This is a genomic window from Streptomyces sp. NPDC048001 (assembly GCF_043203115.1).
In the GTDB taxonomy this organism is placed as follows: domain Bacteria; phylum Actinomycetota; class Actinomycetes; order Streptomycetales; family Streptomycetaceae; genus Streptomyces; species Streptomyces sanyensis.
In genome coordinates, this window is record NZ_JBIDBN010000005.1 from 181700 (window position 1) to 199649 (window position 17950).

Sequence of the window (17950 nt, forward strand, 5' to 3'; positions counted from 1 at the left end):
CGTGGCGCGGCCGATCGGCGAACCCTCTGGCCCGAACCTGCCGGACGACGCGCGTGCCGGGCCCCCGGGGCCGGTGCTCCCGCCGGCCGACACGGCCGGCCGGCCCGGCCGCTGCGGCGTCGGCAGGGACGGGACTCCCCGCCGGCGCTCGGCGCGGCCGCTCGACGGCGGCCCCGCCGAGCGGCACTCCTCGCGCCCCGTCAGCCGCCGTCCGCGGGCATCAGATACCCGTCCGCTTCACGGACCGCCCCCTGCGCCAGGAGCTCCTCCACGTCCTTCGTCAGCGCATCCCTGATGTCCGGGCCGAGCCGTGTCCACCCGAAGAACCGGGCGACCTCGCGGAGCAGGTCCTCCCGGTGGACGCCCGGGCTCTCCTCGACCACGCGCCCCAGGACGAGCCGCCGCTCGACCGACGGGACCTGCCCGACCTTGCGCGCCACGGCCGGCGTCGGGGTGCGGGCGAAGGCCAGATCCCGGGACGGGAGGTCGTACGCCTCGCCGACCCGCACGATCCGGCCCTCGGAGGCGATCCTCCGCAGCGCCCGGCCGACGGAGTCCCGGACCACGGTGCCCGCCCTGGAGAGGCCCCACGCCGAACGGACCCGGGCGACGAGCAGCTCCTCCGTCACCGGCCCCTCGGCCGTGATCACGGCGAGGGCGACGTCGGCGACGACTCCCACGGCGTCCGGGTCCTGCAGCTCCGCGTCCCGCATGCCGCGCCGCCGGGCGGAGGCGCCCCGCAGCTCGACCAGCCGGACGTCGGCGACCTCCTCGTAGGCCCGGCTCCACGCCGGCGGCCCGTCGTCCACCGCCGCGAACGTCACCGCCGCCCCCGTGCCCTCCGCCGGGTCCGGCCCGGCGGAGACCTCCCCGGGCGCGCCCTCGTCGGGCGGCCCGTCCGGAGGCACCGGGAACGGGTCCCGCGCGCACGCCTCCTCCACCGCGGCGCGCAGGCGCGCCGTCGCGTCCCGGCGGTCGCGGTACCAGTCCGTGCCCCAGATGCGGTGCAGCTCCCAGCCGAGGTCGCGCAGTACGGCCTCCCGCAGCCGGTCGCGGTCGCGGGCCGCGCGCGAGGAGTGGTACATGGCGCCGTCGCATTCGATGCCGAGGGCGTAGCTGCCCGGGGCTCCGGGGTGCCGTACCGCCATGTCGATGCGGAAACCGGCGACGCCGACCTGCGGCTGCACGGAGTAACCCCAGTCGCGCAGGACGCCCAGGACCTCCTCCTCGAAGGGGCTCTCGGGCGCGGCGTGCGGGTCGGCCGGAGCCGTCTCCAGGATGCGGGGGCCGTGCTCGGCGTACTGGAGGTAGCGCTTCAGGTGCTGGACGCTCCGGTTGGGGCTGTCGGCCAGCTCGGAGCCGTGGAAGGAGGCGACGACCTCCATGCGGCGCCGGGCGCGGGTCACGGCCACGTTGAGGCGGCGCCAGCCGCCGTCCCGGTTGATGGGGCCGAAGGTCGAGAGCAGCCTGCCCCGGTGGTCCGGACCGTAGCCGACGGACAGGATGACGACGTCGCGCTCGTCGCCCTGGACGGTCTCCAGGTTCTTGACGAAGAAGCCGTCGAGACGGTCGTCGGTGAAGAAGCGATCGAGGTCGGGCCGGGCGGTGCGCGCCTTCTGGACGGCTTCCTCGATGGCCTCGGCCTGCGCCTTGGACAGGGCGACCACCCCCAGGCTGAGCCCCGGCCTGGTGGTGAAGTGGTGGATCACCCGCTGCGCGACCGCGGCCGCCTCGCCCGGGTTGTCGCTTCGGCCGCCCCGGTCGTAGACACCGTCGGCCTTGAAGAACGCGACGCCGAGGTCCGGGCTCTGCTCGTGCGCGCCCGGGAAGGTCACCATGGCGGTGTCGTAGAACTCGTGGTTGCTGAAGGCGATGAGGTTCTCGTGGCGGCTCCGGTAGTGCCATCGCAGCGGCAGGCCGCGCAGCACGCCGCTGGCCTTGCAGGCGTCGAGCACCGACTCGAAGTCGTCCCTGGCCTCCTCGTCCCACGTGTCGTCGTCGTCGCCGTCCCCGCCGGCGCTGAAGAACGAGGTCGGCGGGAGCTGCCTCTGGTCGCCTGCCACGATGAGCGCACTGCCGCGGTAGACGGAGTTCACCGCGTCCTGCGGCAGCACCTGGGAGGCCTCGTCGAAGATGACGACGTCGAAGCGGAAGTCCGGCGGCAGGAACTGACTGACCGTCAGCGGACTCATCATGAAGCAGGGCTTGAGGAGCCGCACGACCTCCCGTGTCTCGTCGAGCAGCCTTCGCACCGGCTTGTGGCGGCGCTTCAGCTGCGACTGGCGGCGTAGTTCGGCGGCGGGGCCGATGCCGGTCCGGCGCGGGCGGCGGGCGTTGCAGGCCGCGATGACCTCGGCGTGGGCGGCCTCCACCAGCGCGCGGTCCGCGTCCCGGAACCGCTCGACGAGCTGGTCGCGGTCCGCCGCGCGCAGGGGCCTGAGCCGGGTGTCGGTTCCGAGGCGGCGCTCGATCCACGCGGTGAGGACCGCGCGTTCGACGGAGGCGGGGAAGCCGTCCGCGGACACGCCGCGCTGCGCGAGCTGGGTGGGCAGCCCCTCCAGGCCGTACCGGCGCAACCGCCCCAGGGCCTCGGAGCGCGTGGTCCATGCCTCGGGGCCGAAGGGGTCGTCGTCCAGCCGCGACAGGCAGAGCGCGGCGGCGGGCAGCGACTCCCGGAGCTCGCGGTGCAGGAGACGGCCGCGCTGCACGTCGAAGTGGGCGACGAGGTGGTCCCGCTGGCGCTGCCAGTCCTCGTGCCGGTCGGCCACGGAGGTGTCGGCGGGCGCCTCGAGCATCACGCGGGCCGCCGGGGCGGACAGCGGGGCTCCGTGGCCCCCGTGTGCCGTCCGGCGTACCTCCCGGGCCCAGTCCAGGGCGTCGAGCACGGCCGCCTTGCCGGTCGCCGCCCCCTGGTAGAGCTCGCCCAGCAGCTCCCGGTGGTGCGGGGCGCCCTCGGTGAACCGCGCTTCGGCCGCCCGCGCGTCGAGCACCGCCGTCACCGCGCGGCGGGCCCGCGCGAGGGGCAGCTCGCCGTCGGCGTCGGCGACGCGCGCCACGGCATGGACGAGCTCCGCCGCCTCCTCGAACGGTTCGACATGGGCGCGCAGCCACCGCGCCGCGTCGAGCAGCGGACCGGCGAGGAGCTGTGCGCCCGCGGCCGCGAGGTGCGGCCGACGGGCGTACTCCCGCCAGTCGCGCAGCTCGGTGCGGAGGTGCGGCTCCGCCTGCCGCATCAGAGCGGGCAGGGCGGGGCGCCCGTCCGCGAGGAAGTCGAGCAGGCGTTCCCTGCGTACGGGATCGGTGAGTGTGTCCGGTGCCAGCCGCTCCACGGTGTGCGCGGCTTCCAGGGCGTCCTGCAGCGCGGCGGTGTCGACACCGCCGTCGGGCGCGTACCGACCGAGCAGCGTGCGCTGCTCCTCGTCGGCGCAGGCGCCCCGGGCGGATGCGTGGAGGTCCCAGGCCCGGTGCAGGAGTCCGGGGATGCCGCCCGGTCCGTGCACCGCGTCGGGGGACGGTGCGCGCAGGTCCGCGGGGTCGGTGTCCAGGCCCCGGTACCAGGAGCCGCACAGGCGGCGGTGCGCGTCCTCCTCGGCCGCGAACCCGGCGGTCTCCCGGCGGGCTTCCCGGGCGGCGCCGATCGCCGTCCGTGCGCCCGCGAGTGTGTACGCGAAGCCGGGCCCGCCGTCGCGACGGCCGACGTCCGCGACCGTGTCGATGACCTCGACGGCCCGGGCGAGCGGATCCAGGTGGCCGCGCAGCCAGCGGGCGCCCTCGGCCGGGGAGCACCGGGCGAGTCCGTCCGCGACGGCCGCCAGCCGGGGGTCCGACAGGCCCTGTCGCCATGCGCCCAGACACCCGCTCAGGGCCTCGCCGTGCCGCAGCAGTTCCGGGGCGGGGGTGCGGCCGTCCGCGATCTGGGCGGCCAGCAGGCCGCGACGGTGCGGGTCCCGGACCGTGTCCGGCGCGAGCCGGTGCACGGAGTCGGCGTGCGCCAGCGCCGCCTCCAGGGCAGGCACGTCGGGCAGAGTCGTCCCCGCGTAGGGTCCCAGGAGCGCGGCATGCGTACGGGCGAGGAAGCGCAGGCGGTCGTGGGCCGTATGCCAGTCCAGGGCGAGCGGCAGCCGCTCGTAGAGGTCGTTGTGCCACGAGCCCCCGGTCGCCAGCGCACCGAGTGCCCTGCGGTCCGCGCGGACCGCGCCGGACAGCAGGCCGCCGATTCCCCGCGAGCCTTCGGACAGGCGGCGTATCAGCCCCGGCAGACCGGGGGTGACGGCGGTCTCGGGCCGGAAGACCTCCTGCGCGGCCCGCTCGGCCCCGGCGAGCCGGTGCGCGGCGCCGGTGATCTCCGTGCAGGCTTCCCGTACCCGTGACATCACCCCGGGGTCGAGCCACGGGTCCGGTATCCGGTGGGAGACCGTGGCCAGCCGTACGAGGGCGATCAGCTCCTCGGCCTCCTGCAGCGTCCCCGGCCGGTCGCGTCCGAGGAGCCCGGCGACGGCCGCGGCATGCTCCTCGGCCGATGCGAGGCTTGCCGCCAGGCCCGCCAACCGCTCGGCCAGCTCGGTGGCCTGCGTACGCGTCAGGGGACTCAGGTCCAGGCCGGCCGGCTCCCGTCCGGCGAGGTCCCGCTCGGACGCCGGTGGTTCCGGGTCGAGGTCGGCGGGCAGGGAGGCCCAGCCCGGTCCGGCCTCCGCGGTCGCGCGCGCACGTGCGGACAGGACCGTGTCACGCCGGAGGGCGAACGCGCGCAGACCGTCGGCGACGACGCCCAGCGCCGCCCCGTCCGCGCGGGACGCCCCTCCGGGCACGAGCCACTGCTCCAGGGGCCGGTGGTCGGCCCCCGCCAGCGAGAGGACCTCGCAGAGGTCCTCCGCCGCCGCGGCGCTGTCCGGGACGTTCAGCCCCAGCTGCTGCGCGACCTGGGCAAGTCTGCGGTGGGCGCGCTCCAGGCGGTCCGCGGTCCTCCCGAACTCCCCGGCCAGGTCCTTCGCACGCTCCTCCGACAGCTCGGAGGGATCGATCCCGGCCGGTAAGAGCGCCGCGAGGGCGCGCTCGTCCTCGCTCGGCTCGGGGACCAGCCGCGACGAGAGCTCCCTCCAGCGCTCTCCTGCCGAGGAGCGGGCCGCGGCCTGCGCCCCGAGCACCTTCCGCAGCGCGGCGAGGAAGTCGTCGGCCGGGCCCTCCACCGCGTGGGCGAAGTCGGCACGGGTCAGCCATGCTTCGGGCACCGGGTGGCGCGACTCGATCAGCGCCAGGAGCGCGATGAGCCGGTGGACGCCGTCCTCCTCCTCGATCGGCTCCCCGTCCTCCGCGAGGTCCCGGTAGCGCGCCACCGCCGTGGCGAGCCCGTCCCGTGCGGCCATGGCCTGGTCGAGCGCCGGACGGGGATGGGGGCCTTCGGCCTTCAGGTCCCGCCAGGGGAAGGAGTCGTCGGCGACCGCCTGCCAGGCACCGGCGAGGGCCTTCGTGGCCTCGACGATGTCGTGCAGGTCCTCTCCGCTGATCGACGCGGCGTCGAACACCTTCTGCTCCCGGGCGCCGCCGTCCGCCTCCGAGGGCAGGAACGCCACGTGCGCCTCGGACAGCTGCCCCACCCTGCCGATCACCTCGTGCAGGCTCCGGCCGAGTGGCCCGCTCGTCTCGTTCATCGCCTCGGCGTAGGCGCTCAGGGCCTCGCGCGCCTCGCGGGCCCGGGCCACCGCCTCCGGGGGGAGCCGTGGGGCCCGCGGCTCCTCCTCCAGGGCCCTCCCCAGCTCCTGCGCGACGGCCCGGCGGCTGGTGCTGTGGCTGTGCAGGGGCAGAGCGTACGAGTCGAGTCCGACGGACTTCAGCCGGTCCAGCACCACATCGAGCGCGGCGGCCTTCTCGCTGACGAACAGCACGCTGCGGCCCGCGTGCATCAGACCGGCGATCATGTTGGTGATCGTCTGGCTCTTGCCGGTACCCGGCGGGCCGTCGAGGACGAAGGACCGCCCGGCGACGGCGGCCGCGACGGCCTGGCGCTGCGAGGCGTCGGCGTCCAGCACGAGCGGACCCGCCTCCGGCGGGCTGAGCTCGTCGATCCGGTCGGCGTCGACCTCCTCGAAGTCGAAGCGGTCCGGCGCCAGTCCGGCCCCGGGCCCGAGCGCCACGGCCCGGACGAGGTCGCTGTCCAGGATGCGGGCCTCGTTGTCCAGCAGGTCCTGGTACATCGACTCCTTGTGGGAGGCGAAGAGCGCCAGCACCACGCGCCGTGAGACCTGCCAGCCCGGCTTCCCCGCCACCGCCGTGGTCACCGCGTCGATCACCGCGTCGAGGTCCGTCGGTTCCCGTTCCGTGACGGGTGACCAGTCGAGGGAGAGCTGCTCCAGCCTGACCTTGAGCGCGGGGTTGAGGCGCGGTTCCTCGTCGTCGTTGGCCACCAGGCGGACCCGTCCGTTGCCCAGCCGCTCGATGCGCACGGGAAGCAGGACGATCGGGGCGTCGCTGCGCGTCGATGCGCCGTCCTCGTGCCAGCGCAGGATGCCGACGCCCAACTGGAGCGTCCACAGACCGTAGTCGTTGAAGAGCTGGGTGGACCTGCCGCGCAGGCGGGTCAGGGCACGGAGGAGCGCCGGGCCCGTCCTCTTCTGGGTGACGATTCCGCCCGTGCGGCCCTGCTGTCCGGTGACGGGCGTCCGCGCCTGCGCCCCCTCGGGTTCCGGGGCGGCGGGTTCCTCGTCGGGCAGCGGCGCGAAGTCCCAGCCGCGCTCCAGTCCCTTGAGGAGTTCCCCGGCCGGCGGATAGGTGATCTCCAGGGTCGCCGCCTTGGTGTGCCTGAAGTTGAGGAGCCGGTTTCGGCCGCTCAGGTCGACGAGCGACGTCCGCCAGTCGGCCAGGATCCTTCTGAACCGTTCCAGCTCGTCACCGCCGCCGGAACCACTCGGGTTTGCCACACTCGTCCTAGCTGCTCGTGTTCTCTCACTGGGGCACAGGAGACGCGACGTGCCCGGATGAAGCCGCACCGGCCCGGGGCGAAGCCGCTCCCGAAGGGCTCCGTCCCCTCCGGCTCCTCCGGTCCCGCCGATCCCTCTGGTCGGGGAATCCTATGACCCGGGTCCCCTGGCGTGAAGGACAATGCCGATCTTTGCTGACGGGCTGTCAATCCGTGGGGTGCGCACGCCTTTTCGGCTCCCGGACGGCGGGGCTTCGCACGGCCGTCGATCATGGCGGCGGGAGGCCGGCCGGAGTCCTCCCCGGCCGGGCGCGCCCCTCCCGCGCGGTGGCGTGCCCCGTCCGCTCCCGGGCCCCGGGGGACGGGGAACCCCCGGGCGCCGGTCCGGTGCCGCGGGGGAGGCCCGGCGGGGCACGGGCCGCAAGGAGTCGCCGGAGCCGTCCCGGCGGCCTAGCGTGGAGGGAGGGGCCTGTTCCGCTCGGCTGAGAGGAGTGGTCGCCATGGCGGGACGCAACCGGAGCGAGGTGGAGGCGGAGATCAAGGAGACCCTGGGGCTTGTTCCCCACTTCTTCTCCCGCATCCCCGACGACCTGCTCGACCACGAGTGGGAGATCTTCAAGAGGCTCGAACTCGGCGAGACGCTGATCCCGAACAAGTACAAGGAACTGATCGGGATCGCGGTGCACTCCGAGACCAAGTGCCGGTACTGCACGCTCTTCCACACCGAGGCCGCGAAGCTGTTCGGGGCCACCGACGAGGAGATCCAGGAAGCCGTCCACTACGCGAAGAACAGCATCGGCTGGAGCGGGTACCTCAACGGCATCCGTGAGGACTACGACGACTTCGAGAAGGAGCTCGGCCAGATCAAGGAGTACCTGTCGTCGAAGGGCTGATCATGCACCTGGAGTGGTCCCGGCCCGGCGTCCTGCGGGTCACCGCGCACGCCTTCGAGTTCGCGGCGCTCGTGGCCGCGGCCCGCTATGTGGTCGAGTCCGCTCCCCCCGACCTGCCCGAGGAGTCGCTGGAGCAGCTCACGCAGGTGCTGAGCGACTACGACACCCAGACGCGCCGCCTTCACGAGGCGCCGCCGCCGGACCGGGCCTGACCGGCCCCTCGCCCGGCCGCCGGGCCGGGCGTCCGGGACGGCGGCCGGAGCGCCGCGGCCGAGGGCGCCGCCCGCAGTGCCCGGGGCGGGCATCGGGATCGATGCCCGCCGAGCTGAGGCGGGTGGGGGCGGTCGCGTGCTGCCCCGCGAACCGAGGGAAGGGCGCCCCGTCCCCGGCGGCTCAGCCACCGGCCTCCGTGAGGGCGGCGAGTGCGGCGTCGAGGCGGCGGGCCGCCTCGTCCGCCACCGGGGCCATGGCCTCGTCGCCGGTGAGGGTGACCATGGTGGAGGGGTCGATCGCCTGCACGACCACCTGCTCGCCCTCGGCGCGGACCACGACGTTGCAGGGGAGGAGCAGGCCGATCGAGCGGTCGGTCTCCAGGGCCTGGCGGGCGAGCGGGGGGTTGCACGCGCCGAGGATCAGGTAGGGCTCCATCTCGTGGCCGAGTCTGGCCCTGAGCACGGCCTGGACGTCGATCTCCGTCAGGACCCCGAAGCCCTGGTCGGAGAGGGCGCGGCGGACGGACTCCACCGTCTCGCCGAAGGTTCCGGGGAGCCGGACGGTGCGGTCGTAGGGCATGGTCCTCACCTCGCTGTTCCGTTGGCGGACCCGTCGGTCCGCGGCGGCCTCGGGCCTCGTGGCTGCCGGAGGCCCGCCCGCGAGGGCGCGCGGCCTCCGGCAGCATGATCTCCCGGCGTGTCCGCCGGGAGGGGAGCGACAGGCGCCGAGGGGCCGTTCGGCGTCCCGGAGCCGCCCCGCGGCCCCGTGCCGCCCCGGCCTCCCGGAGCCTGGCGCGCGTCCGGGAGCCGCGGCACGCGGGCCCGCCCGGTGCGGCCCCCGCACCGCCGGGTGTCCCGGGCCCTGCGGCGGTTCACCTCGGGCCGGCGGTGCGGACGGCCCCGCCGCGTGCCTCGTCCATGTCGACGCTCCTGATCCGGGCGATCAGTTCCTCCAGGGCCTGCGGCGGCAGTGCACCGGGCTGCGCGTAGAGCACGGTCCGGTCGCGGACGGCCATCAGGGTGGGGATGGAGGAGATCCGGAAGGCGCCGGCGAGTTCCGGCTGCGCCTCCGTGTCGACCTTGCCGAAGACGATGTCCGGGTGGCGCTCGGAGGCCCTCTCGTAGACGGGGCCGAACATGCGGCACGGTCCGCACCATCCGGCCCAGAAGTCGATCAGCACGATCTCCGAGCCGGTGACGGTGGTTTCGAGGTTCTGCTGGGTCAGCTCGACGGTCGCCATGGGTTCCACACTCCTTCCTGTATACCCGGTGGGGTATATGGCGGGTTCAACCGGTGTCCGCCCGGGATTGTTCCCGCGCCCGGCCGGCGGCTCGGGGGTGGATACCCAGGGGGGTATTTGACAAAGCCCGGCGACCGCCCCTACGGTCGGGTATCAGATACCCAGGGGGGTATACGGAGGTGAATCCGCCCGCGGCTCGCCGCAGGGACCCGGAGGTCCTCCGTGTCGCCGACGGAGCCCGGGGCCGGACCGCGTCCGGCCGCCCGGTGGCGACCGGATCCGCCCCGGGGTCGGTCCGACCGCTCCCTGCTCGTGTGCCCGCCGCTCCGGGGTGGGCCGATCTTCCACCCTCCATATACCCCATGGGGTATATGCCATCGCTGACGGAGGTTCCCGTGTTCTTCGCCCAGTACTACCTCGACTGCCTCTCGCAGGCGTCGTACATGATCGCCGACGAGGCGACCGGCCGGGCCGTGGTCGTCGACCCCCGCCGGGACGTCTCGGAGTACCTGGCGGACGCCGAGGCCCGCGGCTTCACCGTGGTCGGCGTCATCAACACCCACTTCCACGCGGACTTCGTCGCCGGGCACCTGGAGGTGGCGGCGGAGACGGGCGCGTGGATCGGCTACGGCCGCCGTGCCGAGACGGAGTACCCGATCCGCGCACTGGCCGACGGGGAGGTCGTCAGCCTCGGTGACGTCACCCTGGAGATCATGGAGACGCCCGGGCACACCCCGGAGTCGATCAGCGTGCTGGTCCGCGAGCGCCGCGAGGACACCGTCCCGTACGGGGTGCTCACCGGCGACGCGCTCTTCATCGGCGACGTGGGCCGCCCCGACCTGCTGGCCTCCGTGGGGGTGACCGCCGAGGAGCTCGGCGCCATGCTCCACGACAGCGTCCAGAACAGGCTGATGGCCCTGCCGGACGAGGTGCGCGTGTTCCCCGCGCACGGTGCCGGGTCCGCCTGCGGCAAGAACCTGTCCACGGAGCGGCAGTCGACCATCGGCGAGCAGCGCGCCACCAACTACGCCTGCGCGCCCATGCCGCAGGAGGACTTCGTCGCGCTCGTGACCGCCGGCCAGTCCGCGGCCCCCGGCTACTTCGTCTACGACGCGGTCCTCAACCGCAGCGAGCGCCCGCTGTTCGACCCCGCCGCCGCACCGAGGCCGCTGACCGCCGAGGACGCCACCGCGCTCCGCGCCTCCGGCGCCGTGGTGGTCGACGCCCGTGACCCGCAGGAGTTCGCCGCCGGGCATCTGCGGGGCTCGGTGAACGTACCGGCCGACGGGCGGTTCGCCGAGCAGGCCGGCACCGTCCTGCCCGCCGACGCCGAGCTGCTCGTCGTCGCTCCGCAGAACCGCGAGGAGGAGATCGTCACGCGCCTGGCCCGGATCGGCTTCGACCGCGTCGCCGGCTACCTGCGCTCCCCGGGCGACGCCCTGGCCGCACTGGCCGGGGAGGTCGCTCCGGCCAGCCGCCTGACGGCCGCGCAGGTCCGCGCCGCCCTGGCGGGCGACAACCCGCCGGTCGTCGTCGACGTCCGCAACTGCGGCGAGCGCGGCGAACACGGCTTCATCGACGGGGCCCTGCACATCGCGCTGGGCGAACTGCCCCGCCGCCTCGACGAGATCCCGCGCGACCGGCCCCTGGTCCTGCACTGTGCGGGCGGCCTCCGCTCCTCGATCGCCGCGAGCCTGCTGCGCCACCACGGCTTCGCCGACGTCTCCGACATCCTCGGCGGCTACGCCGCCTGGGACCTGTCGAAGGCCCCCGCCGCCGCCTGACGGGCCGGGCCGGGCCCCCGGGCCCCGCCTGTCCCCGCCCGGCCCCCGGCCTCACGGGAAACGGCCCGGCCCGCCCGGCCCCCGGCCTCACGGGAAACGGCCCGGCCCGCCCGGCCTCACGGGAAGCGGCCCGGCCCCGGGCGCCACCGGCGCACCGGTGCGGGGCCCGGGGCCGACCGCACCCGCGGAAGCACCGGCCCCGCCCGTCCCCCCTCCAACCCCCTCCCCGCAACTCATGCGGGTCCCTTCACCACCACGGAGTACTCATGACCATCGACGCCTCCCGCGCACCCGGCCTCACCCCCGCCGCCCTCCGCCGGCTCACCGAGGGCGGACGCGGTCCCCGGGTGCTGGACGTGCGCACCCCGGGCGAGTTCCGGACGGTCCACATCCCCGGTTCCTACAACGTCCCGCTGGACACCCTGCGCGAGCACCGCGCCGAACTGCTCGACCACCTCGACGAGGACGTCGTCCTCGTCTGCCGCTCCGGCGCCCGTGCCTCCCAGGCCGGAGAGGCGCTCGCCGAGGCGGGCATGCCCCATCTGCGGGTCCTGGAAGGCGGCATGACGGCCTGGGAGGCCTCCGGCGCCCCGGTCAACCGGGGCGAGGCCCGCTGGGACCTGGAGCGCCAGGTCCGCCTGGTCGCGGGCGCCGTGGTGCTGGTCACGGGCGTCGCCGGGCTGCTCGTGCCCGGAGTGCACCTGATCGGCACGGCGATCGGCGCCGGGCTGACCTTCGCCGCACTGAGCAACACCTGCGCCATGGGGATGATGCTGTCCAAGCTGCCCTACAACCGCGGCCCGCGCACCGACATCCGCACCGTGGTCGCCTCACTGCGGGACCGGTCGTGATCACGCTCGTCCTCGCGGCGTCCGTGCTGGTCGGCGTCAGCCTGGGCATCCTGGGCGGCGGCGGGTCCATCCTGACCGTGCCGATCCTGGTCTACCTGGCCGGTCAGGACACCAAGGAGGCGATCGCCACCTCGCTGTTCGTCGTCGGCGTGACCAGCCTCGTCGGTCTCGTCGCGCACGCCCGCGCCGGCCGGGTCCGCTGGCGCACCGGCCTGATCTTCGGTGCGGTCAGCATGGTCGGTGCCTACGGCGGCGGGCGCCTCGCCGAGTACATCCCCGCCACCGCCCTGCTCGTGGCGTTCGCGCTGATGATGCTGGCCACCGCCGCCGCCATGCTCCGCAAGTCCCGCAGGACCAAGGCGGCCGGACCCGCCCCGGCGGAGCTCCCCGTCCCGCACGTGGTCGTCGAGGGCCTCGTGGTCGGCGCGGTCACCGGTCTGGTCGGTTCCGGCGGAGGGTTCCTCGTCGTCCCCGCCCTCGCCCTGCTCGGCGGGCTGCCCATGGGCGTCGCCGTCGGCACCTCGCTCCTGGTCATCGCGATGAAGTCCTTCTCGGGGCTCGCCGGCCACCTTGCCGGCGTCCAGATCGACTGGAACCTCGCGCTGATGGTGACCGCCGCGGCCGTGGTCGGCAGTGTGGTCGGCAGCCGCTTCGCCGGGCGCATCCCCCAGGATGCCCTGCGCAAGGCCTTCGGCTGGTTCGTCGTCGTCATGGGCGTCTTCGTCCTCGGCGGGCAGCTGCCCCAGGGGGTGTGGGCCAGTCCGCTCGCCTGGACCGGTATCGGTCTTGCGGTGGCCGCGGCCGTGACCTGGGGCACGGTGCGGGCGCGCCGCCCGCGGCCCGTCGCGGACCCGCCCCGGGAGGGCTCCCGGGCGCCGGCCGGGCATCCCTGAGGCACCCGGCGCACACCCCGGGGCCGGGGGTTCTCCGCCCGGCGGGTGGCCTGGTGGAGAGCCGGTGGGGAGCCGGTTGGGGGCGGTGGGGCCGTGGAGGCCGCCTCCGCCCGGAGGGGCCGCTGGTCGCGGGCCCACCCGTACCGTTCCCGGGAACGGCCGATCCGCGTAGACTTGCAGAGTTATGCAATTTGCCAGTTTCGGATACGGGTGGTCGGCGGACGCGCTCGGGTCCGCCGACCCGGCACCGGGGCCGGCCCGTCAGGTGCGGGCCGGTACGGCGGCCGGGGCCGCCTCCGGGGAGGCGCGGGCGGGGCTCGTCCACCCGTACCCCGGTCATCCGGCCGACGGTGCCGGGAGCGGAGGCGGAAGGTCGTGACGGTGGAACCCGAGGACGACGCGGCGGCGGCGCACGAGCGGTGGCTGGAGAGGGGTGTCGCCTTGCGCGCCTTCTTCTACATGTTCGGAACCCACCTCATCGCCGGGTTCGTGTGGTTGCTGTTCTACGTGGGGCAGCACTCCCAGAAGTGAGCCGACCGGTGCGGCGGGCCGCTTCCCCCGGCCGCGGCGGACCCGTACCGGCGGCCCGGCGGTGGCCTTGCGGCGGGCCCCTCCGGGGGTGCCCTGTCAGCGCGGGCGGGTGGCGCGCAGGTCGGCCAGGAGTTCGGCCTGGCCCTGCAGCACACCGGAGAGGATGCTGCGTGCCACGCGGAGCAGTTCGGCGACCTCGGGGCTGGTGAGCCGGTAGTACACGGTGGAGCCCTCGCGGCGGGTGACCACGAGGTTGGCCTTGCGCAGGACGGCGAGCTGCTGGGACAGGCTGGCCGCCTCGACGTCGACCTCGGCGAGCATCTCGGCGACCGCGTGTTCGCGCTCGCTCAGCAGTTCGAGGACGCGGATGCGGACCGGGTGGCCGAGGGTCTTGAAGAACTCCGCCTTGAGCTGGTACAGCGGCGCCTGCGTCCCGCCGGCGGCCCCCGCCTTGCCTCTCGCGCCTGTACTGCGCACCTCGTCCACCCCATGCCCATCGTCCCGGGGGCAGCCCTTCCGCCCCGCCACACAGTGTGCGACCTCCACAATTGCAGATTCCTGCAATTCCCGGGGACCCCCGCGGGCTGCCGGGGGTCCCGACCACGCCGTCGCCCGGCCCCGTGCGCTGCCGTCACCCGGCCTCACAGGGGCAGGGTGATCCAGATGCTCTTCCCGCCTCCGTCCGCGTCGCCGCGGACCACGGCGGTACCGCCCAGCTCCGCGGTCAGCTCGGTCACGGTGGCCAGCCCGCTGCCGGGGGCCGTGGCCGGGGCGCGGAGCAGCGGCGGCCGGTAGGGGTGGCGATCGTGGACGGCGAACGCGAACACACCCGGCCCGTACGCGTAGGTGACCGTGATCGTCGGGGTGACGGCCGCGGCGTGCCGGACCGCGTTGGTGACGAGTTCGGCCAGGATCAGCAGCGCCGGTCCGGTACTCGGGTGGCGCAGGCCGACCCCGCACTCGACCAGGACCAGCTCGGTGGTCTCGCGCGCGATCCGTACCGCCGCTCCCATCGCGGGCACGGTCAGGACATGCCGGTACGGCAGCGCCTGCGGCAGGGCGGCCGTCATCGGCCCGCCGGGTGGTCGGCACGGGCGATACGGAACCCGGACACCGACTGCGGACGGAGGCGCAGCAGCGTGTCGTGGGGGCCGTGGCTCCGGCCGGGCAGGGTACGCCGGTAGTGGGCGGCCTCGTGGGGGTCGGTGACGACCTCGGCCGGACCGTGGACGCTGACCGTCCAGCCGGTGCCCGCCGGACGGATCTCGTCGACCTGGTAGGTCAGCGCCGTCCTGGCCAGGGCCGCGGCCGCCTGGACGGGCGCGCGCACCACCAGGCGCCCGTACTCCACGACATGGGAGGCCGGGCGGATGACGGCCTGATCGCGCTGGAGGTGGACGAGCCTGCCCCGGGAGGAGCCCTCGAGGAGCCACAGCGCCTCGGTGCCGGAGACCTCGATCAAGCGCAGGGCCGCGGCGGCGGGGTCGGTCATCGCGGCGCCTTCCGGATGCGGTGCGGACGGGGGGCGGGGAGGGGGTGGTGCCGTGCGGGCAGCAGCCCGGCGTGTTCGAGGTGCCTGCGGGCCCCCTCGATCGCCTCGGGTGTGGTCGCGTACTCGCGGCCCTCGTGCCGGAGGAGCGCCAGGGCGCCGACCGATTCCAGGGCCTGGCGCTGGCCGGGGCGGATGCCGGAGGCCAGCACGGCGATGCCGCGCCGGTTCAGCTTCTCCACCACGTCCTTCAGCACCAGGGCCCCGGTCGCGTCCACCGTGGTCACCCGCGACATCCGCAGGATGACCACCCGCACGTCGGAGACCTCGGAGAGTTCGAGGAGGAAACGGTGGGCGGCGGCGAAGAACAGCGGACCGTCGATCCGGTACGCCACGATGTGCTCGGCCAGCAGCGCGTGCTCCTCGTCGCTGTGCCCGCCGGGCAGGTCCGGGCGGAGCCCGACCTCGTCCAGGCGGGCCTGGGCGGCCACCGCGCGCAGGGCCAGGGCCCCGGCCACGACGAGCCCGATGATCACCGCGTAGACGAGGTCGAGCACCAGGGTGGCCGCGGCCGTCAGCACCAGGACGGCGGCGTCGGAGCGGGTCGCCCTCGCCATGGCGCGCAGCGCGCCGACCTCCACCATCCGTACCGCCGTCGCCAGCAGGACACCGGCGAGCGCGGCGAGCGGGATCGCCGACACCAGGGGAGCGGCGGCGAACACCACGGCGGCGAGGACCGCGGCGTGGGTGAGGGCGGCGAGGCGGGAGGAGGCGCCGCTGCGGACGTTGACCGCGGTCCGGGCGATCGCGGCCGTCGCCGGGATCCCGCCGAACAGCGGGGCGGCCAGGTTGGCGACGCCCTGCCCGAACAGCTCCCGGTCCGGGTCGTGCCGCTGCCCCACCGTCATCCCGTCGGCGACGGTCGCCGACAGCAGCGACTCCAGCGCGGCCAGTGCCGCCACCGCCACCGCCGGAGCGAGCAGTGAGCCGAGCGCGGAGACGTCGAGGAACGCCAGGGAGGGGGCCGGGAGCCCGGCGGGCAGGTCCCCGATGGTGGCAGCCGCGTCCAGGTGGAGGAGCTGCGCGGCGAGGGTCGCGGCGACGACCGCGACGATCGAGAAGGGGACCGCCGGACGCCACCGCGCCCCGGCCAGCATCACCCCGGCCACGCCCAGGGAGAGGACGACAGCGCTCCAGTTCGGGGCCGCGGCGAACGCCTGCACCGCCCGCCACGCCACCGGCAGGACCTTCTCCCCCTCGGGCACGGCGACCCCGAGGGCATGGGGCACCTGCTGGAGGCCGATGACGCAGGCGATGCCGAGCGTGAAGCCCTCCACCACCGGAGCCGGCACGTACCGCATGTACCGCCCGGCCCGCAGCAGCGCCAGAGCGATCAGCAGCACACCGGCCATCAGCCCGACCGTCAGCACACCGCCGGGCCCGAACCGGGCCACGATCGGCACCAGCACCACGGTCATCGCGCCCGTGGGCCCCGACACCTGGAGGTTGGAGCCGCCGAACACGGCGGCGAGGGAGCCCGCGACCACCGCAGTCACCAGCCCCGCCTCCGCGCCGAGCCCCGAGGACACCCCGAATCCCAGGGCGAGGGGGAGGGCGACGATCGCGACGGTCATCCCGGCCAGCAGGTCCCGGCGGGGGTTGCGCGCCATGAGCCGGAGATCGGCGCGTGCGGGCAGGACGGCACGCAGACGACCGGCCGCGCCGAGCAGCAGGGGATTCACGGAGCCGGATCCCCGCCCGTGCGCCGTTCCCCCGGGAGCGTGCTCCGCAGTACCGGCGCGGTCCGCGGCGGTTCCGGTACGCGTGCGCGCCCCGGGTACCCGAGCCTGCGGGAGGACTCGGCCCTCGCCAGCTGCAGCGGAACCGGCACGGTCTCTCCTCCGCTCGATCTCCAGGCCGCCCACGGATGCCCGGGGCCGTGCCCGCGGCTACCTGCGGACACGGCACCTAAGGATGTATGTAATTGCAAATTTCTGCAACTCTTGGTGCCCGAGGCCCACCGGTACACCCGCGTGGGGTGTCGTATCCGCTGCACCGGCTGGGCTGGTCGCCTCAGGTGCCCGCACATCGGGCGGCCGAGCGGGATGGGCGGGCCGTCGCCGTGTGGCGGACGGAGCCGTGGTCGCGGGCAAGAGGACGGGCCGGCTCCTGGGCGCGTGGGTGGCCTTCGAGGGCGAGGCCGGGGCAGGGCCTGAAGCGCGACGAAGGCCGGATGTCCGGCGACATGGTCGGGGCGGGGCAGGTTTCCGCGGTGAAGTTCACCGGCGGCGACCCAGGTGTGGGTGGTGTCGTTCCAGAAGGGATGGTTGGACGTGGTGTGGAGGGTGGCGGTCTTGCCGCCCTTCGTGCGGACGGTCAGGTCGAGCAGGTCGCGGTCGCCCGCCCGCACCGCACCCCGCGGTGTTCGTCCTCTCCCCGCTGGGTGGCGGAGGGGTCGACGGCCTGATCGGAGCCATCCGTGCCCTCGGCGACCGCGCCACGGTGGAGCTCAAGCCACAACGCAGAACGCTCGACTGGAAACCCAGTCGAGCGTTCTACTTACTACCGGCCCCGATACCTCAGCTCCGGTCGAGCCAAGCGCCGATGCTCGCCGCCTTTTCGGGCGGGATATTCCCGCTTTTCATGATGCTTTCCGCGAAGCGGCGAATGGGGAGAGCGCGTTGGGGATTTGGGACGGCCAGTACCGTCGCCATACCACCTTGATAAGTCGTCCCTTCAATGATGACGTCACCGTGCGGCGACATGGTCAGTAGCCCGTCGAGTGAAGGACCGTTGATGGTGCCTTCGGCGGATCCGGCCATGTTCCAGCTCTCTTGAAGCTTCACCGGGAGCCAGCCGAAATCGATGTCGTCATCGTCGTCGCTCAGATTGGCGAAGAGCAGGAACTCTCCCCGCTCACCGAACAGTGCGAAACGTGTCGCCAGCCTGTACCACACGGCGTTGACATCCCGAAGGGCATCAGGTCGCTTGAGATCGATGACCTCATCTACCCGCCCGTGCTCCGGACCGCAGGCACTGGCCTGCGAGGCGGCCTCAGGCGGACAGGTCGTCACCACTGGTTCGCAGCCAAGAAGGTTCAGCCCCGACGCGGCCAGCTTGCCAGTGAGCGCTTCGATGTTCAT

At 74.4% G+C, this 17950-nt stretch carries 15 protein-coding genes; 7 read left to right on the forward strand and 8 right to left on the reverse strand.

Annotated features, from left to right (window positions below; genetic code table 11):
- Window positions 1-200: 200 nt before the first annotated feature.
- Window positions 201-6914: a DUF3320 domain-containing protein gene (locus ACGF15_RS11340; RefSeq protein WP_392797971.1), complete on the reverse strand. Its 6714-nt coding sequence runs from the start codon at window positions 6912-6914 to the stop codon at window positions 201-203.
- Window positions 6915-7413: 499 nt separating this feature from the next.
- Between ACGF15_RS11340 and ACGF15_RS11345 the strand changes: the two genes are divergently transcribed.
- Complete coding sequence (locus ACGF15_RS11345; RefSeq protein ID WP_256525704.1) at window positions 7414-7806, forward strand: carboxymuconolactone decarboxylase family protein; 393 nt, start codon at window positions 7414-7416, stop codon at window positions 7804-7806.
- Between the two features lie 2 nt (window positions 7807-7808).
- Window positions 7809-8018: a hypothetical protein gene (locus tag ACGF15_RS11350; RefSeq protein WP_345613954.1), complete on the forward strand. Its 210-nt coding sequence runs from the start codon at window positions 7809-7811 to the stop codon at window positions 8016-8018.
- Window positions 8019-8199: 181 nt separating this feature from the next.
- Here the strand turns inward: ACGF15_RS11350 and ACGF15_RS11355 are convergent, their stop codons facing one another.
- Window positions 8200-8598 (reverse strand): DUF302 domain-containing protein, encoded by a 399-nt coding sequence (locus ACGF15_RS11355; protein WP_345613955.1) that lies wholly within the window; start codon window positions 8596-8598, stop codon window positions 8200-8202.
- A gap of 292 nt (window positions 8599-8890) precedes the next feature.
- Window positions 8891-9259, reverse strand: a complete 369-nt coding sequence (locus tag ACGF15_RS11360) for a thioredoxin domain-containing protein (RefSeq protein WP_345613956.1) — start codon at window positions 9257-9259, stop codon at window positions 8891-8893.
- A gap of 395 nt (window positions 9260-9654) precedes the next feature.
- Here ACGF15_RS11360 and ACGF15_RS11365 point away from each other — a divergent pair, with 395 nt between their 5' ends.
- The 4 genes from ACGF15_RS11365 to ACGF15_RS11380 all read left to right on the forward strand — a co-directional run bounded on the left by ACGF15_RS11365 (window position 9655) and on the right by ACGF15_RS11380 (window position 13318).
- Window positions 9655-11043, forward strand: a complete 1389-nt coding sequence (locus ACGF15_RS11365) for an MBL fold metallo-hydrolase (RefSeq protein WP_345614014.1) — start codon at window positions 9655-9657, stop codon at window positions 11041-11043.
- A gap of 266 nt (window positions 11044-11309) precedes the next feature.
- A complete protein-coding gene (locus ACGF15_RS11370) occupies window positions 11310-11894 on the forward strand; it encodes a rhodanese-like domain-containing protein (protein ID WP_392797976.1) in 585 nt (194 codons plus the stop codon).
- On the forward strand, window positions 11891-12787 hold the full coding sequence (locus ACGF15_RS11375) for a sulfite exporter TauE/SafE family protein (protein ID WP_345613958.1): 897 nt from the start codon (window positions 11891-11893) through the stop codon (window positions 12785-12787). Before ACGF15_RS11370 ends, ACGF15_RS11375 begins: the two co-directional genes overlap by 4 nt.
- Window positions 12788-13168: 381 nt before the next feature.
- A complete protein-coding gene (locus tag ACGF15_RS11380) occupies window positions 13169-13318 on the forward strand; it encodes a DUF6126 family protein (protein ID WP_374212032.1) in 150 nt (49 codons plus the stop codon).
- 96 nt (window positions 13319-13414) lie between these two features.
- Here ACGF15_RS11380 and ACGF15_RS11385 read toward each other — a convergent pair whose 3' ends face one another.
- The 4 genes from ACGF15_RS11385 to ACGF15_RS11400 form a co-directional block, all read right to left on the reverse strand.
- A complete protein-coding gene (locus ACGF15_RS11385; protein WP_345613959.1) occupies window positions 13415-13795 on the reverse strand; it encodes a metalloregulator ArsR/SmtB family transcription factor in 381 nt (126 codons plus the stop codon).
- Between the two features lie 164 nt (window positions 13796-13959).
- A complete protein-coding gene (locus tag ACGF15_RS11390) occupies window positions 13960-14388 on the reverse strand; it encodes an ATP-binding protein (protein ID WP_345613960.1) in 429 nt (142 codons plus the stop codon).
- Window positions 14385-14810 (reverse strand): pyridoxamine 5'-phosphate oxidase family protein, encoded by a 426-nt coding sequence (locus tag ACGF15_RS11395; protein WP_345613961.1) that lies wholly within the window; start codon window positions 14808-14810, stop codon window positions 14385-14387. Before ACGF15_RS11395 ends, ACGF15_RS11390 begins: the two co-directional genes overlap by 4 nt.
- On the reverse strand, window positions 14807-16477 hold the full coding sequence (locus ACGF15_RS11400; protein ID WP_392798296.1) for a SulP family inorganic anion transporter: 1671 nt from the start codon (window positions 16475-16477) through the stop codon (window positions 14807-14809). Before ACGF15_RS11400 ends, ACGF15_RS11395 begins: the two co-directional genes overlap by 4 nt.
- Before the next feature lie 314 nt (window positions 16478-16791).
- On the opposite strand from ACGF15_RS11400, the gene ACGF15_RS11405 reads away from it, so the two are divergent.
- Window positions 16792-17274, forward strand: a complete 483-nt coding sequence (locus ACGF15_RS11405; RefSeq protein WP_392797981.1) for a winged helix-turn-helix domain-containing protein — start codon at window positions 16792-16794, stop codon at window positions 17272-17274.
- Between the two features lie 112 nt (window positions 17275-17386).
- Here the strand turns inward: ACGF15_RS11405 and ACGF15_RS11410 are convergent, their stop codons facing one another.
- Window positions 17387-17950: a hypothetical protein gene (locus tag ACGF15_RS11410; RefSeq protein ID WP_362605728.1), complete on the reverse strand. Its 564-nt coding sequence runs from the start codon at window positions 17948-17950 to the stop codon at window positions 17387-17389.